The sequence below is a fragment of the Hydrogenophaga sp. GW456-12-10-14-TSB4 genome, assembly GCF_059424305.1.
Genome location: NZ_JBWKZH010000061.1, coordinates 1 through 15,065 on the forward strand (window position 1 = coordinate 1; position 15,065 = coordinate 15,065).

17 protein-coding genes are annotated in these 15,065 nt (G+C 65.4%); all 17 read left to right on the forward strand.

Annotation, left to right across the window (positions count from 1 at the left end):
- Positions 1-42: 42 nt before the first annotated feature.
- The 17 genes from radA to AC07ZS_RS23465 all read left to right on the forward strand — a co-directional run bounded on the left by radA (position 43) and on the right by AC07ZS_RS23465 (position 15,062).
- Positions 43-1,419: a DNA repair protein RadA gene (gene radA / locus AC07ZS_RS23385; protein WP_494800924.1), complete on the forward strand. Its 1,377-nt coding sequence runs from the start codon at positions 43-45 to the stop codon at positions 1,417-1,419.
- A 59-nt stretch (positions 1,420-1,478) separates the two neighbouring features.
- Positions 1,479-1,937 carry a glycerate kinase gene (locus AC07ZS_RS23390; RefSeq protein WP_494800925.1) on the forward strand — a complete coding sequence of 153 codons (459 nt, stop codon included), beginning with the start codon at positions 1,479-1,481 and terminating at the stop codon, positions 1,935-1,937.
- 52 nt (positions 1,938-1,989) lie between these two features.
- Positions 1,990-2,940: a branched-chain amino acid transaminase gene (locus AC07ZS_RS23395; protein WP_494800926.1), complete on the forward strand. Its 951-nt coding sequence runs from the start codon at positions 1,990-1,992 to the stop codon at positions 2,938-2,940.
- A gap of 10 nt (positions 2,941-2,950) precedes the next feature.
- On the forward strand, positions 2,951-3,157 hold the full coding sequence (locus AC07ZS_RS23400) for a zinc-finger domain-containing protein (protein WP_382322817.1): 207 nt from the start codon (positions 2,951-2,953) through the stop codon (positions 3,155-3,157).
- A 102-nt stretch (positions 3,158-3,259) separates the two neighbouring features.
- Entirely contained in the window at positions 3,260-4,330 is a 1,071-nt protein-coding gene (gene rfbB, locus AC07ZS_RS23405) for a dTDP-glucose 4,6-dehydratase (RefSeq protein WP_494800927.1), read from the forward strand.
- A complete protein-coding gene (gene rfbD / locus AC07ZS_RS23410; RefSeq protein WP_494800928.1) occupies positions 4,327-5,226 on the forward strand; it encodes a dTDP-4-dehydrorhamnose reductase in 900 nt (299 codons plus the stop codon). Before rfbB ends, rfbD begins: the two co-directional genes overlap by 4 nt.
- Before the next feature lie 17 nt (positions 5,227-5,243).
- Entirely contained in the window at positions 5,244-6,134 is an 891-nt protein-coding gene (rfbA, locus tag AC07ZS_RS23415) for a glucose-1-phosphate thymidylyltransferase RfbA (RefSeq protein ID WP_494800929.1), read from the forward strand.
- Complete coding sequence (gene rfbC / locus AC07ZS_RS23420; RefSeq protein ID WP_494800930.1) at positions 6,131-6,691, forward strand: dTDP-4-dehydrorhamnose 3,5-epimerase; 561 nt, start codon at positions 6,131-6,133, stop codon at positions 6,689-6,691. The genes rfbA and rfbC overlap by 4 nt, the downstream gene beginning before the upstream one ends.
- A 1-nt stretch (position 6,692) precedes the next feature.
- Positions 6,693-7,667, forward strand: a complete 975-nt coding sequence (gene fcl / locus AC07ZS_RS23425) for a GDP-L-fucose synthase (RefSeq protein WP_494800931.1) — start codon at positions 6,693-6,695, stop codon at positions 7,665-7,667.
- Between the two features lie 21 nt (positions 7,668-7,688).
- Complete coding sequence (gene gmd / locus AC07ZS_RS23430; protein WP_494800932.1) at positions 7,689-8,783, forward strand: GDP-mannose 4,6-dehydratase; 1,095 nt, start codon at positions 7,689-7,691, stop codon at positions 8,781-8,783.
- Positions 8,784-8,787: 4 nt separating this feature from the next.
- A complete protein-coding gene (locus AC07ZS_RS23435) occupies positions 8,788-9,156 on the forward strand; it encodes a sugar 3,4-ketoisomerase (RefSeq protein WP_494800933.1) in 369 nt (122 codons plus the stop codon).
- A 7-nt stretch (positions 9,157-9,163) separates the two neighbouring features.
- Entirely contained in the window at positions 9,164-10,261 is a 1,098-nt protein-coding gene (locus AC07ZS_RS23440) for a DegT/DnrJ/EryC1/StrS family aminotransferase (RefSeq protein WP_494800934.1), read from the forward strand.
- Positions 10,262-10,263: 2 nt separating this feature from the next.
- On the forward strand, positions 10,264-11,115 hold the full coding sequence (locus AC07ZS_RS23445; protein ID WP_494800935.1) for an ABC transporter permease: 852 nt from the start codon (positions 10,264-10,266) through the stop codon (positions 11,113-11,115).
- 5 nt (positions 11,116-11,120) lie between these two features.
- A complete protein-coding gene (locus tag AC07ZS_RS23450) occupies positions 11,121-12,401 on the forward strand; it encodes an ABC transporter ATP-binding protein (protein WP_494800936.1) in 1,281 nt (426 codons plus the stop codon).
- 151 nt (positions 12,402-12,552) lie between these two features.
- On the forward strand, positions 12,553-13,176 hold the full coding sequence (locus AC07ZS_RS23455) for a class I SAM-dependent methyltransferase (protein WP_494800937.1): 624 nt from the start codon (positions 12,553-12,555) through the stop codon (positions 13,174-13,176).
- A gap of 24 nt (positions 13,177-13,200) precedes the next feature.
- Positions 13,201-14,394 (forward strand): glycosyltransferase, encoded by a 1,194-nt coding sequence (locus AC07ZS_RS23460; RefSeq protein WP_494800938.1) that lies wholly within the window; start codon positions 13,201-13,203, stop codon positions 14,392-14,394.
- Positions 14,391-15,062, forward strand: a complete 672-nt coding sequence (locus AC07ZS_RS23465) for a class I SAM-dependent methyltransferase (RefSeq protein WP_494800939.1) — start codon at positions 14,391-14,393, stop codon at positions 15,060-15,062. The genes AC07ZS_RS23460 and AC07ZS_RS23465 overlap by 4 nt, the downstream gene beginning before the upstream one ends.
- Positions 15,063-15,065: the final 3 nt, after the last annotated feature.

A 15,065-nucleotide genomic window follows, 5' to 3' on the forward strand; every position in this document is an offset into this window, starting at 1 on the left:
GTGGGGGGCAGGCATGGGGTCTCGACTATATTGCCCGGCAGCATGGCCAAAGAAAAAACCCAATACATCTGCAGCGAGTGCGGTGGCGCCAGCCCCAAATGGCTGGGCAAATGCCCGCACTGCAACGCCTGGAACACCCTGGTCGAATCGGTGGCGGAATCGACCGCGCCCGCCAAAAACCGTTTTGCCGCGCTGGCGAAGACGGCCGAAGTGACCACCTTGGCCGACATCGAGGCCACCGACGTGCAGCGCACGCCCACCGGCCACGACGAGCTCGACCGCGTGCTGGGCGGCGGCGTCGTGGAAGGCGGCGTGGTGCTGATCGGCGGCGACCCGGGCATCGGCAAGTCCACGCTGCTGCTGCAGGCGCTGGACTCGCTGCAGCGCAGCGGGCAGAAGACGCTCTACGTGACGGGCGAGGAAAGCGGCGCCCAGGTGGCCCTGCGGTCGCGCCGGCTCGGGCTGGACGGCTCGCAGGTGAGCGTGCTGGCCGAGATCCAGCTCGAGAAGATCCTGGCCACGCTGGAGAGCACGCGGCCGGCGATCGCGGTGATTGACTCGATCCAGACCGTGTACTCCGAGCAGCTCACCTCAGCCCCGGGCTCGGTGGCGCAGGTGCGCGAGTGCGCGGCCCACCTCACGCGCGCGGCCAAGGCCAGCGGCACGGCCATCGTGTTGGTGGGCCACGTCACCAAGGAAGGCGCCCTGGCCGGCCCGCGCGTGCTGGAACACATGGTGGACACGGTGCTGTACTTCGAGGGCGACACCCACAGCAGCTTCCGCCTGATCCGCGCGATCAAGAACCGCTTTGGCGCGGTGAACGAGATCGGCGTGTTCGCGATGACGGAGAAAGGCCTCAAGGGCGTGAGCAACCCCAGTGCGATCTTTCTCTCGCAGCATTCGGAGCCGGTGCCCGGCAGCTGCGTGATGGTGACACTGGAGGGCACGCGGCCCATGCTGGTGGAGATCCAGGCGCTGGTGGACAGTGGCGGCCCCAGCCCCCGGCGCCTCTCGGTCGGCCTGGACCGCGACCGCCTGGCCATGCTGCTGGCGGTGCTGCACCGCCACGCGGGCGTGGCCTGCATGGACCAGGACGTGTTCGTCAACGCGGTCGGCGGCGTGCGCATCAACGAACCGGCGGCCGACCTGGCGGTGATGCTGTCCATCACCTCCAGCCTGCGCGGCAAGCCCCTGCCCAAGGGTTTCCTGGCCTTCGGCGAGGTCGGCCTGGCGGGCGAAGTTCGCCCGGCGCCGCGCGGCCAGGACCGGCTCAAGGAAGCCGCCAAGCTGGGTTTCAGCGTCGCCGTGGTGCCCAAGGCCAACCTGCCGCGCAAGAACGACAAGGCTTTCGAGGGCCTGACGGTGCACGGTGTGGACCGCATCGAGGAAGCCATGGAACTGGCGCGCAGCCTGGCCTGAGCCGGGCCATTCGTACTTGCCGCAGGCGACCCGCCCGGGCCAGCAACGACAATCCCCCCATGCGATTCCAGAAACTGCTCTACCTCGCGGCCGGCCTCGGCCTGCTCTATCTCGCCCACCGTACCTACGGCTGGCCCGGCGTGGCCGCCGTCGGCGGCGGCCTGACGATGTGGCTCCTGCTGCACTTCACCCGCCTCATGACGGTGCTCAAGCGCGCGTCCGACCGCCCCATCGGCTATGTGGACAGTGCCGTGATGCTCAACGCCAAGCTCAAGCCCGGCGTCACCCTGATGCACGTGATGGCCATGACCCGCTCGCTGGGCGAGCGGCTATCCGAAGAAAGTATTCAGCCCGAGGTCTACCGCTGGCGCGACAACGGCGACTCGACGGTGACGGCGGAGTTCCTGAACGGCAAGCTGCAGGGCTGGAAGCTGCACCGCCCCGCCACGGACGAGGCCCCGGCGGCACCCGCCGAAGCCCAGCCGGCGGCACCGGAGGGTGGCAGCCCGACACCGTAAAATCATGGGTTTGGCAGCCGGACTGCCCCACGAACAACCCAAGGACCCCCACATGAGCCCCATCGTTCCCTCGATGTCCGACCGCGACGGCAAGATCTGGATGGACGGCCAGATGGTGGACTGGCGCGACGCCAAGATCCACGTGCTGACCCACACCCTGCACTACGGCTGCGGCGCCTTCGAGGGCGTGCGCGCCTACAACACCCAGGGCGGCACCGCGATCTTCCGGCTCGAGGAGCACACCGAGCGCCTGTTCAACAGCGCCAAGATCCTGCGCATGAAGATCCCGTTCACGCAGGACGAGGTGAACGAGGCCCAGAAGGCCGTGGTGCGCGAAAACAAGCTCGAGAGCTGCTACCTGCGCCCGCTGACCTGGATCGGCGACAAGAAGCTGGGCGTCTCCCCCAAGGGCAACACCATCCACTTGATGGTCGCGGCCTGGGCCTGGGGCGCCTACCTGGGCGAGGAGGGTCTCAAGCGCGGCATCCGCGTGAAGACCAGCAGCTACACCCGCCACCACGTCAACATCACCATGACGCAGGCCAAGGCGGTGAGCAACTACAGCAACAGCATCCTGGCCAACATGGAAGCCACCGACGACGGCTACGATGAGGCCCTGCTGCTGGACTCCAGCGGCTTCGTGAGCGAAGGCGCGGGCGAGAACATCTTCGTGGTCAAGAACGGCGTGATCTACACCCCCGACCTCTCGGCGGGCGCGCTCAACGGCATCACCCGCAACACCGTGTTCCACATCGCCAAGGACCTGGGCCTGGAGATCGTGCAGAAGCGCATCACCCGCGACGAGGTCTACATCGCCGACGAGGCCTTCTTCACCGGCACGGCGGCCGAAGTGACCCCGATCCGCGAACTCGACCGCATCGAGCTGGGCAAGGGCGACTACGTGGGCAGCCGCGGCCCGATCACCGAGAAGATCCAGAGCGCGTTCTTCGACATCGTCAACGGCCGCAACCCCAAGTACGCCCACTGGCTGGCCAAGGTCTGAGGAGCACGCCATGAGCAAAGCAGCCGTTGAACTCAAGGCCTCCGACCTCAACGCCCATGGCGGCGTGTTCTGCCCCAGCCCGCTGGCCGACATGAAGCTGTGGAACAGCCACCCCAAGGTCTACCTGGACGTGGCCGTCACCGGTGAAGCGAAGTGCCCGTACTGCGGCACGGTGTACCGCCTGAAGGCGGGCGAGACCGTTTCACACGGTCACTAATGGAACACAGCGGTCTCCCGGGAGCCCCGGGAGACCGAAGATAATACCGTTGGCCAGGCGCCTAGGCAGGCGTCTGAAGACCAACACGCAAGGGAAAAACCGATGATTCTGGTCACTGGTGGCGCCGGCTTCATCGGCGCCAACTTCGTGCTCGACTGGCTGGCGCTCCACGACGAGCCGGTCCTCAACCTCGACAAGCTCACCTACGCCGGCAACCTGGAAACCCTGGCCAGCCTGCAGGGCGACGCTCGCCACGTGTTCGTGCAGGGTGACATCGGCGACCCGGTCCTGCTGGCCCGCCTGCTCGCCGAACACCGGCCGCGCGCGGTGGTGCACTTCGCGGCCGAGAGCCATGTGGACCGCTCCATTCACGGCGCGGAAGACTTCATCCAGACCAATGTCGTGGGCACCTTCCGCCTGCTCGAAGCGGTGCGCGCCCATTGGAGCGCCCTGCCCGACGCGGACAAGGCGGCCTTCCGCTTCCTGCACGTGAGCACCGACGAGGTGTACGGCAGCCTGGCGCCCGGTGCGCCGGCCTTCACCGAAACCCACACCTACGAACCCAACAGCCCCTACTCGGCCAGCAAGGCCGCGAGCGACCACTTGGTGCGCGCCTGGCACCACACCCACGGCCTGCCGGTGCTGACCACGAACTGCAGCAACAACTACGGGCCCTACCATTTCCCCGAGAAACTGATCCCGCTCATGATCGTCAACGCGCTGGCGGGCAAGCCCCTGCCGGTGTATGGCGACGGGCTGCAGGTGCGCGACTGGCTGTACGTGAAGGACCACTGCAGCGCGATCCGCCGCGTGCTGGAAGCCGGCGCGCTGGGCGAAACCTACAACGTGGGCGGCTGGAACGAGAAGCCCAACATCGAGATCGTGCACACCGTCTGCGCGCTGCTCGACGAACTGCGCCCGCGCACCGACGGGGCGTCGTACAAGACGCAGATCACCCACGTCAAGGACCGCCCCGGACACGACCGCCGCTACGCCATCGACGCGCGCAAGCTGGAGGCCGAACTCGGCTGGAAGCCGGCAGAAACCTTCGAGACCGGCATCCGCAAGACGGTGCAGTGGTACCTGGACCACCCCGACTGGGTGGCCCATGTGCAGAGCGGCACATACCGGCAGTGGGTGCAAGCCCAGTACGGGGCGCCTGCCACCGCATGAAGATCCTGCTGCTCGGCAAGAACGGACAGATCGGCTGGGAACTGCAACGCAGTCTCGCGCCGCTGGGCGAACTCGTCGCGCTCGATCGGCACAGCACCCCGGCCGAGGGCGGCCCGGGCGACCTGGCCGACCCCGAAAGCCTGCGTGAAACCGTGCAACGGCTGCGCCCCGACGTGATCGTCAACGCGGCGGCCCACACGGCCGTGGACCGCGCCGAGAGCGAACCCGAACTGGCGCGCACGGTCAACACCCTGGCGCCGGGCGCGCTGGCCGCGGCGGCGCACGCCGTGGGGGCCCTGCTGGTGCACTATTCCACCGACTACGTGTTCGACGGCAGCGGCGATGCGCCCTGGCGCGAAGACGCCGCCACCGCGCCGCTGAGCGTGTACGGCACCACCAAGCGCGATGGCGAAGACCTGATCCGCGCCAGCGGTGCCCGGCACCTGATCCTGCGCACCAGCTGGGTCTACGCCGCGCGCGGCGGCAACTTTGCCCGCACCATGCTGCGCCTGGCCCAGGAGCGCGAGCACCTCACGGTGATCGATGACCAATGGGGCGCACCGACCGGCGCCGAGCTGATCGCCGACGTCACGGCCCACGCCGTCCGGCAGGTGCTTCGGGAGCCGGCCTGTACCGGCACCTACCACTTGAGCGCGGCAGGCGAAACCAGCTGGCATGGTTATGCCCGCTTCGTGCTCGACACCGCGCGGGCCCTGAAACCCGGGCTCGCCCTCAAGGCGCAAGAGGTGGCGCCGGTGCCGTCCGGCGCCTTCCCCACCGCCGCCCGGCGCCCGCTGAATTCGCGCCTCGACACCGCCCGCCTGCGCGAGCGCTTCGGCCTGACCCTGCCCCACTGGCAGTCGGGCGTGCGGCGTATGCTCGCCGAAATCCTTTGATCCACGGGCACAACCACATGACGCAACGCAAAGGCATCATCCTCGCAGGCGGCTCGGGCACCCGCCTGCACCCGGCCACCCTGGCGATCAGCAAACAATTGCTGCCGGTGTACGACAAGCCGATGATCTACTACCCGCTGACGACGCTGATGCTGGCCGGCATCCGCGACGTGCTGGTGATCAGCACCCCGCAGGACACGCCGCGCTTCCAGCAGTTGCTGGGCGACGGCAGCGCCTGGGGCATGAACCTGCAGTACGCGGTGCAGCCCAGCCCCGACGGGCTGGCCCAGGCCTTCATCATCGGCGCCGATTTCGTCGGCGACAGCCCCAGCGCCCTGGTGCTGGGCGACAACATCTACTACGGCCACGATTTCGCGAACCTGCTGGCTCATGCCGACCGGCAGGTGGACGGCGCCACCGTGTTCGCCTACCACGTGAACGACCCGCAGCGCTACGGCGTGGTGGCCTTCGACGCCCAGGGCAAGGCCCGCAGCATCGAGGAAAAACCGGCCCAGCCCAAGAGCAACTACGCGGTGACCGGCCTGTACTTCTACGACCGGCAGGTGGTCGACATCGCCCGCGCGGTGAAGCCCAGCGCGCGCGGTGAACTGGAGATCACGGCGGTCAACCAGGCCTACCTGGAACGCGGGCAGCTGGATGTGCAGATCATGCAGCGCGGCTATGCCTGGCTGGACACCGGCACGCACGACAGCCTGCTCGAGGCCGGCCAGTTCATCGCCACGCTGGAGCACCGGCAGGGTCTGAAGATCGCTTGCCCGGAGGAAATCGCCTGGCGGCACGGCTGGATCGACAGCGCGGCACTGGAAGCCCTGGCGCAACCGCTGAGCAAGAACGGCTACGGGCAGTACCTGTTGCGGTTGCTGACCGACCCGGGGCTCGACGCATGAAAGTCACCCCCACCGCGATTCCCGATGTGCTGCTGATCGAACCGCGGGTGTTCGGCGATGCGCGCGGCTTCTTCTTCGAGAGCTTCAACCGCCAGGGCTTCCGCGAAGCCACCGGCCTGGACCTGGACTTCGTGCAGGACAACCACAGCCGCAGCGGCAAGGGCGTGCTGCGCGGGCTGCACTACCAGATCGAACAACCGCAGGGCAAGCTGGTCCGCGTGGTGCGCGGCGCGGTGTTCGACGTGGCCGTGGACATCCGCCAGGGCTCCGCCACCTTCGGCCAATGGGTGGGCACCGAGTTGAGCGAGGACAACCACCGCCAGCTCTGGATCCCGCCCGGGTTCGCGCACGGCTTCATGGTGCTCAGCGACAGCGCGGACTTCCTCTACAAGACCACCGACTACTACGCTCCGGCACACGAACGCTGCATTGCCTGGAACGACCCGGACATCGGTATCGACTGGCCGGCGCACGTGGTTCCGCAGCTGTCCGCCAAGGACCAGGGCGGCAAGCGGCTGGCCGACGCCGACCTGCCCCGCCCGGAAAGCACCCACTGATATGTCGTCTCACCCCAAAATCTACATCGCGGGCCACCGGGGCATGGTGGGCTCGGCCATCGCCCGGCAGCTGCGCGCCGGCGGCCATCCCGAGAGCCAGCTGGTCACCCGCACCCACGCGGAGCTGGACCTGACCGACCAGGCCGCCGTGCGCGGCTTCTTTGCGGCGGAAAAGCCCGACCAGGTCTACCTGGCGGCGGCCCGCGTGGGCGGCATCCACGCCAACAACACCTACCCGGCCGACTTCATCTACGACAACCTGATGATCCAGGCCAACATCATCGAAGCGGCCTTCCGCACCGGCGTGAAGAAACTGCTCTTCCTTGGCTCCAGCTGCATCTACCCGAAGTTCGCGCCCCAGCCCATGCGCGAGGACGCCTTGCTCACCGGCACGCTGGAGCCCACCAACGAGCCCTATGCCATCGCCAAGATCGCGGGCATCAAGCTGTGCGAGAGCTACAACCGCCAGCACGGCGCCAGCCACGGCATCGACTACCGCAGCGTCATGCCGACCAACCTGTATGGGCCGGGGGATAATTACCACCCCGAGAATTCCCACGTGATCCCCGCGCTCATCCGCCGGTTCCACGAAGCCAAGGTCGCCCAGTCCCCCAGCCTCACCGTCTGGGGCACCGGGTCGCCCCGGCGCGAGTTTCTCTACGTGGACGACATGGCAGCGGCCAGCGTGCACGTGATGGGCCTGGACAAGGCCACCTACGACCAGCACACCCAACCGATGTTGAGCCACATCAACGTGGGCTGCGGCGATGACGTCACCATCCGGGAACTGGCAACGACCATCGGCAAGACGGTCGGTTACCAGGGTGAGATCCAGTTCGATCCCAGCAAGCCCGATGGCACGCCGCGCAAGCTCATGGACAGCGCCCGGCTGAACACGCTGGGCTGGAAGGCCGGCATGCGGCTCGAGCAAGGGCTCGAACTGGCCTACCAAGACTTTCTGAAAAACATTGCCTGAACAACAAGACGCGAGCCCACCATGACTGCACAAGCCAAAATTGCCCTCATCACCGGTGTCACGGGTCAGGACGGAGCCTACCTGGCCGAACTCCTGCTCGACAAAGGCTACGAAGTCCACGGCATCAAGCGGCGCACCTCGCTGCTCAACACCGACCGCATCGATCACCTCTACCAGGATCCGCATGAGGAAGGACGTCGCTTCATCCTGCACCACGGCGACCTGACCGACAGCTCCAGCCTGATCCGCATCATCCAGCAGGTGCAGCCCGACGAGATCTACAACCTCGCGGCGCAGAGCCACGTGGCCGTGAGCTTCGAGGAACCCGAGTACACGGCCAACTCGGACGCCCTGGGTGCCCTGCGCATCCTGGAAGCCATCCGCATCCTGGGCCTGGAAAAGAAGACCCGCTTCTACCAGGCCAGCACCTCCGAGCTGTACGGCCTGGTGCAGGAAATCCCGCAGAAGGAAACCACGCCCTTCTACCCCCGCAGCCCCTACGCGGTGGCCAAGCTCTACGCCTATTGGATCACGGTGAACTACCGCGAGGCCTACGGCATGTACGCCTGCAACGGCATCCTGTTCAACCACGAGAGCCCGATCCGCGGCGAGACCTTCGTCACGCGCAAGATCACGCGCGCCCTGGCCCGCATCAAGCTCGGCCTGCAGGACTGCCTCTACCTCGGCAACATGGACGCCAAGCGGGACTGGGGCCACGCGAAAGACTACGTGGAAATGCAGTGGCTGATGCTGCAGCAGGACAAGCCCGAGGACTTCGTCATCGCCACGGGCGTGCAGTACTCGGTGCGCGACTTCGTGGACGCCGCCGCCAAGGAACTCGACCTCCCGATCCGCTGGGAAGGCCAGGGCGTCGACGAGAAGGGCTACACCGCCGACGGCAAGTGCGTGGTGGCGGTCGACCCCCGGTATTTCCGGCCCACCGAAGTCGAGACGCTGCTGGGCGATGCCAGCAAAGCCCGGGAAAAACTGGGCTGGACGCCCAAGATCACCTTCGCCGAACTCGTTTCCGAGATGGTGCGGGAAGACCTGAAGTCCGCCGAGCGTGACGAGCTGGTCAAGCGGCATGGCTACAAGGCCATGGACTACCACGAATGACACCATGAGCCATTTCACGACGCTCAACCTGCCCACGTTCGCGGACCCGCGCGGGTCGCTCTCCGTGATGGAGGGCTCGCTGCCGTTCCATGTGGTGCGCACCTACTGGATCTACGGCGCCGACGGACAGACCCGGGGCGGCCATCGTCACACCTACACCCGGCAGGCGCTGGTGGCCCTGAGCGGCACGGTGTCCATCTACATGAACGATGGCGTCACCGAAGAAACGGTGGAGCTGCAGCATCCCAGCCAATGCCTGCTGGTGGAGCCCAAGGACTGGCACACCATGACCTTCGGCCCGGGCTCGGTGCTGCTGGTCATGTCGTCCCATCCCTATGACCGCAGCGAGTACATCGACACGCCGTATGAGTGAGCCTCACATGATCGAATACGAAAGCCTCGCGCGCTCCAATGCCGGGTTCATGGCAGACCTGGAGGCCGCGGCCGGCCGCGTGATCCGCAGCGGCTGGTACGTGCTGGGACAGGAAGTCAGCGCCTTTGAGAAGGAGTTCGCCGACTACATCGGCGCGCGGCATTGCATCGGCGTGGCCAACGGCCTGGATGCCCTGATCCTGTCCATCGAGGCGCTCGACCTGCCGGCGGGCAGCGACATCCTGGTGGCCTCCAACACCTACATCGCGACCATCATCGCGATCCTGCGCGCCGGCCACAAACCCGTGCTGGTGGAGCCCGAGCTGGCCACGTTCAACATGGACCCGGCACGCCTGCCCGCCGCCATGACGGCCAGCACCCGGGCCATCTGCGTCACGCACCTGTTCGGCAAGACCTGCCGCATGGACGCCATCGGTGCCTTTGCCCGCGAGCACGGCCTGAAGCTGGTGGAAGATTGCGCGCAATCCCACGGGGCCAAGCTGGGCCAGCAGACCACCGGCACCTTTGGCGATGCGGGCTGCTTCAGCTTCTACCCCACCAAGAACCTGGGCGCCGTGGGCGAAGGGGGCGCCATCGTCACCAACGACGACGCGCTGGCCGAACGCCTGCGCATGACGCGCAATTACGGCTCCGAGAAGAAATACGTCTTCAAGTACGTGGGCGTCAACTCCCGCCTGCACGAAATGCAGGCCGCGCTGCTGCGCGTGAAGCTGCGGCACCTGGACGAGATGACAGCGCACAAGCGCAAGCTGGCCCGGATCTATTTCGACAACCTGCCCGACTGGCTGGCCAAGCCACCGGAGGCGCCGGACGAGTTCGACGTCTTCCACATCTACGGGATTCGCCATGCCCAACGCGACGCCTTGCGCGACCACCTGCTGCGGCTCGGCGTGAAAACCGAAATCCACTACCCCATCGCCCCGCATCGCCAGCAAGCCATGGCGGGCATCCTGGCCGGTGACTATCCGATCGCGGACCAGCTGCACGCGACCGAACTCAGCCTTCCGATCTCCGTGGGGAACACGGAAGACGAGATTCACCGCGTGTGCGACGCGGTGAGCCAGTTTGACCCGGCGACGACCTGACCATGCAAGCATCCACCGCCACCCCCAGCAGCGCCCCCGAGACCGTGACCATCGAGGCCGGTCGTGCGGATGCGCACTACTGGCGTGATCTCTGGGCTTTTCGCGAACTGCTGGTGTTCCTCGCCTGGCGCGACATCCTGGTGCGCTACAAGCAGACCGTCATCGGCATTGCGTGGAGCGTCATCCGCCCGCTGCTCACGATGATCGTCTTCACGATCGTGTTCGGCAAGCTCGCCGGCCTGCCCTCCAACGGCGTGCCCTACCCCGTGCTGGTCTTTTCGGCCCTGTTGCCCTGGCAGTTCTTCGCCAACTCGCTGTCGGACAGCAGCAATTCGATGCTCAGCAACGCAGGGATGATCTCCAAGGTCTACTTCCCGCGGCTGATCGTTCCGGCCAGCTCCATCGTGGTCAGCCTGGTGGACTTCTGCATCACGTTCTGCCTGTTGCTGGCCATCATGTTCTGGTTCGACGTGATGCCGACGTGGCGCATGCTGTTGCTGCCGGTCCTGCTGCTGCTGGCCCTGGCCACCGCCCTGGGTGCCGGCCTCTGGTTTGCCGCGCTCAACACCAAGTACCGGGACTTCCGCTACATCGTGCCGTTTGTGGTTCAGTTCGGCCTCTATGTGTCCCCCGTGGGTTTCAGCAGCGACATCGTCCCCGAGCGGTGGCGCCTGCTCTACTCCCTGAACCCCATGGTGGCCGTGATCGACGGTTTCCGCTGGGCCATCATCGGGGGTGAGGCGAAGATTTACTGGCCCGGGTTCGCCGTGTCAGTGGGCCTGATGACGCTGCTTCTCGTGACCGGCATCATGTACTTCCGAAAAACCGAGAAGACCTTTGCCGACGTGATCTGACACCCATGACTTCCGCCATAACGATCGAGAACCTCAGCAAGAAGTACGTCATCCGGCACGAGCAGGCTGACAAATACCTTGCCCTGCGCGACGTGATCGCCGCCAACGCCAGGCGCATGGCGCGAGCGGTGCGCCACCCGCTGGGCGGGTACGACGCGGGAGATCCGGAACACGAAGAGTTCTGGGCTCTCGACGACATCTCGCTGGACATCCGGCAAGGCGAACGCATCGGCATCATCGGGCGCAACGGCGCCGGAAAATCGACGATGCTCAAGATCCTGTCGCGCATCACGGAACCCAGCCGGGGCCGCATCCGTTTGAACGGGCGCGTGGCCAGCCTGCTCGAAGTGGGCACGGGGTTCCACCCGGAGCTGACCGGGCGCGAGAACATCTTTCTCAACGGCGCCATCCTGGGCATGAGCAAGGTCGAGATCCGCCGCAAGTTCGACGCCATCGTCGAGTTTGCCGAGGTGGAGCGCTTTCTGGATACCCCGGTCAAGCGCTACTCGTCGGGGATGTACGTTCGCCTGGCCTTTTCCGTGGCGGCTCACCTCGAATCGGACATCCTGATCGTCGATGAAGTGCTGGCGGTGGGCGATGCGGGCTTCCAGAAGAAGTGCATGGGGAAGATGGAATCGGTCGCCAACGAGGGCCGCACCATCCTGTTCGTCAGCCACAACATGGGCGCCATCAGCGAACTCTGCACCACGGCGGCGCTGCTTCACAAGGGCAAGCTGGTCACGCAGGGTGCGGTGCCGCAAGTCATCGAGCAATACGCCCGCCTGACTTTGAATGAACAGGCATCCGGCCTGCAGTTTGAAGACGACGAGAAGAAGCCGAGCTCGATCGTTGCCGTGCGCATCTGCAATTCGAGCGGTCAGAACACGAACTCGTTCGACCTCGCGGAAGACATCGTCATCGAGATCGTCTACAAGGTTCGACGCGCTGCGGCCGGTCTGCAGTTGACCGTCACGATCGCCCGAAACATGGTGGACGTGCTGCATTCCTTCGACACCGACGACGACGCCGAGTTGCCCATGCGCGAGCCCGGCGTCTACACGGCCATCTATCGCATTCCGGGCATGTCGCTCAAGGCCGGCAGCTATTCCGCGTCCGCGTTCATTGGCACGCCCGAGGTGCTGCTTCAAAGTCTGGAGCACGTGCTGGCGTTTGACGTCGAGGAATGGTCGGTCAACACCCAATCCAAGGGTTATCGCCGGGAGCGCCCGGGTTTGTTGATCTCTCCTGGCAAATGGGAAACCCGCTTTTCCAACGGAGACCTGTGATGCGCGAGGCGGATCGCACCTTCCTGCCGGCAAGGCCCGACGTGTTTGGCCATTTTCGCGAGTGCAGAACCCGCACACAGCAACACATTGTCCGAATGGCCCGACTTCGTCAGTTGGTGAGACCCTTATTTTTCTGGAAGCGACGCAAGCCATGACCAATCTCAGCGATTCATGGAACGCCTTCTCGCCCGAGGTGGCGTCACAGTACCTGAAGACGTATGGGCATCCGGCCGTCTCGTCCAAGGCCTTGCTGGTCGACGTGCTGAAGCAATACACGAAGCAGACGCCGCGCCCCAAGGTGATCGACCTGGGCTGTGGCAACGCCCAGTTGGGTGAATACTTCATCGAACAGCAGTTCCCATGCGACTACACCGGCGTTGATTTTTCCGACGTGCTGCTGGAGGCCGGCCGAAAGGCCCTGCCGTCGGCGACGTTCATCAAGGACGACGTCAACACGCTCGATGCGGTGAGCGGCAAGTACGACGTCGCCCTCTACTCCCACGTGGTCGAGTTGCTGGCCGCGCCGGAAGACTCTCTGGCGGCCGCGCGCCGGCTCTCCGACCTCGTCGTCATCCGCTTCTACGAGCCGCCCGACTTCGAGCGGGACTCCATTGAATTGCGTTGGCTGGATGTCGGCTCAGACAAGCAGGTCCCGTACCTGCGCAGGAAGATGTCTCGAGACTATTACAGCCTCATTCTTTCCCGCCTGAATTGCAAGCGGGTGGACGTTTTTCGCGACACCAGCAAGGACCAGGTTCATGTGCTTGTGTTCTGACAGCCGCTGGACGAGGGGAAGCACATGGCCTGCCTGATCAAGCCAGCAACGGGCGACAGCAAGGGCGTTCTGACGCTGACCACGCAAGAGCGTGATCGCCTCGTCCATCCCTTCGCCGACGTGCGCGAACTGCTGGTTCGCGTCAAGAAGCGCTACGCCATCGGACTGCATCACAACTGGCATGACTACGATCTCCAGTACGACGATCTGTTCGACTTTCACATGGCCGGGGAAGAAGACCTGCGCGAGCGGGATGGCCGACGCGTGCCCCTCGTGCCCATGGACGCCTGCAATTTTTCGCCCGACTGCTTCCATCCTGGACACGGAGAAAAATTCTGGGATGTCCTCTTCGTGGCACGGGCCGTGGAGTTCAAGGGCATCCCCGAGTTTTTCCAGGCCATCCGCCGGCTCTACGACGGGGGCCACGCGCTGCGCGTGCTGTTCATCTGTCCGGTTCCACCGGAAGCAGGCCCCGGCAGCATGCGGGACGTCCGGGCTCACTATGAGCGTCTTTTCACGTCCCAGGAACAGGAGCGCTTCACGCTGCTGACAACGGATTTTCGCTATCCGTTTCCGTTTGACCTGCCGACCATTTCCCATTTCTATCGCTCATCCAGAACATTTGTTCACTCTGCACCGGATGAGCGCCGTTGCCGGGTTGCCGCCTACGCCTGGGCGACGGGCATTCCCGTGGTCGGCATGGCCCCGGTCGGGTCGGTGCTCTCCCCCGGGCTCCGGAAGGCGCCGTATTTCTTCGAGATATCGCACTACGAGCAGTTTCCAGAGCAAATCCTCGCTGCGCTGGCGTCTGCGGGCGAGGCCCCGCCGTTTGACGCGGTGCAGGCCGAGATCGCGTCGCAGCACAGCGTCCTGCTGCTGGAGAACCATCTCTCGACGCTGTTCAAGGACAAGGGATGGACCGGCCCACGCCAGGGAGGCTGGCTGCAGGATCTCGACATTCGCCTCGGACGGCATCACGGCCTGCCAGCCGGTGTCAATCGCCTGGACCAGGACATCGCCGGCCTGCTGGCGTTCCTGGTCAACGCACCTGACGAGCTTCCGGTGGCACTGCTCGGTGCGGCCGACCCCGAAGCCGAGATCGCACGCACCCATCCCCTGGCTCCGCGCGCATTTGCCACGCCACGAACGCCCTCGCCCGGCCTGCGCCAGTTGTTGCGCCCGGTCGCGCGAAAGCTGAGGAGCTGGGTGACACCATGACAACTGCCATCGAACAGCGTGTCACGCAATTTGCTCAATCGCTCGGGCCAGGCAGCAAGGTGCTGGATGTCGGTTGCGGCCTGCAGCCCTACAAGCCGTTCTTTTCCCATGCCGACTACGTCGGCATCGACGTGGAATCCAGTGGACGCAAGGAGCACGAGAAAGTCGCGGACATCTTCTTCGACGGCACACACATCCCGGTCGAAGACGGCACCTTCGACGCGGTGCTCTGCACGGAGGTGCTCGAACACGCCGTGGACCCTCAGGCATTGATGGCGGAAATGGCGCGCGTGCTCAGGCCGGGCGGAAAGCTGTGCATCACCGTGCCGTTCATCTGGGGGTTGCATGAGCTGCCGTACGACTTCCGCCGGTTCACACCCAATGGACTCGCCAGGCTCGTGGAGGATGCGGGCCTGCACGTGGATGCGCAGGAAAAGCTCGTCGGTGGCATCGATGCCATCCGCATGGTGGTCGACAGTGAGCTCAACAACTATCGCGTCAACATCCGGCCGCTGACACATGGTCCGCAGGAAGGCTGGCGCTTTCGCATCGCGCTGTTTGCCCACGAACGCCTCATGCGGCTCCTCCTCCGGATCTGGAAAACCCACTTCACCTTCGAACGCATCTATGTGGACAACCACCTGGTGGCCCACAAGGCGGACGCGTAAGGC

Coding starts and splice junctions, on each gene's coding strand:
- radA (WP_494800924.1), top strand. CDS start 43: ATGGCCAAAGAAAAAACCCAATACATCTGCAGCGAGTGCGGTGGCGCC.
- AC07ZS_RS23390 (WP_494800925.1), top strand. CDS start 1,479: ATGCGATTCCAGAAACTGCTCTACCTCGCGGCCGGCCTCGGCCTGCTC.
- AC07ZS_RS23395 (WP_494800926.1), top strand. CDS start 1,990: ATGAGCCCCATCGTTCCCTCGATGTCCGACCGCGACGGCAAGATCTGG.
- AC07ZS_RS23400 (WP_382322817.1), top strand. CDS start 2,951: ATGAGCAAAGCAGCCGTTGAACTCAAGGCCTCCGACCTCAACGCCCAT.
- rfbB (WP_494800927.1), top strand. CDS start 3,260: ATGATTCTGGTCACTGGTGGCGCCGGCTTCATCGGCGCCAACTTCGTG.
- rfbD (WP_494800928.1), top strand. CDS start 4,327: ATGAAGATCCTGCTGCTCGGCAAGAACGGACAGATCGGCTGGGAACTG.
- rfbA (WP_494800929.1), top strand. CDS start 5,244: ATGACGCAACGCAAAGGCATCATCCTCGCAGGCGGCTCGGGCACCCGC.
- rfbC (WP_494800930.1), top strand. CDS start 6,131: ATGAAAGTCACCCCCACCGCGATTCCCGATGTGCTGCTGATCGAACCG.
- fcl (WP_494800931.1), top strand. CDS start 6,693: ATGTCGTCTCACCCCAAAATCTACATCGCGGGCCACCGGGGCATGGTG.
- gmd (WP_494800932.1), top strand. CDS start 7,689: ATGACTGCACAAGCCAAAATTGCCCTCATCACCGGTGTCACGGGTCAG.
- AC07ZS_RS23435 (WP_494800933.1), top strand. CDS start 8,788: ATGAGCCATTTCACGACGCTCAACCTGCCCACGTTCGCGGACCCGCGC.
- AC07ZS_RS23440 (WP_494800934.1), top strand. CDS start 9,164: ATGATCGAATACGAAAGCCTCGCGCGCTCCAATGCCGGGTTCATGGCA.
- AC07ZS_RS23445 (WP_494800935.1), top strand. CDS start 10,264: ATGCAAGCATCCACCGCCACCCCCAGCAGCGCCCCCGAGACCGTGACC.
- AC07ZS_RS23450 (WP_494800936.1), top strand. CDS start 11,121: ATGACTTCCGCCATAACGATCGAGAACCTCAGCAAGAAGTACGTCATC.
- AC07ZS_RS23455 (WP_494800937.1), top strand. CDS start 12,553: ATGACCAATCTCAGCGATTCATGGAACGCCTTCTCGCCCGAGGTGGCG.
- AC07ZS_RS23460 (WP_494800938.1), top strand. CDS start 13,201: ATGGCCTGCCTGATCAAGCCAGCAACGGGCGACAGCAAGGGCGTTCTG.
- AC07ZS_RS23465 (WP_494800939.1), top strand. CDS start 14,391: ATGACAACTGCCATCGAACAGCGTGTCACGCAATTTGCTCAATCGCTC.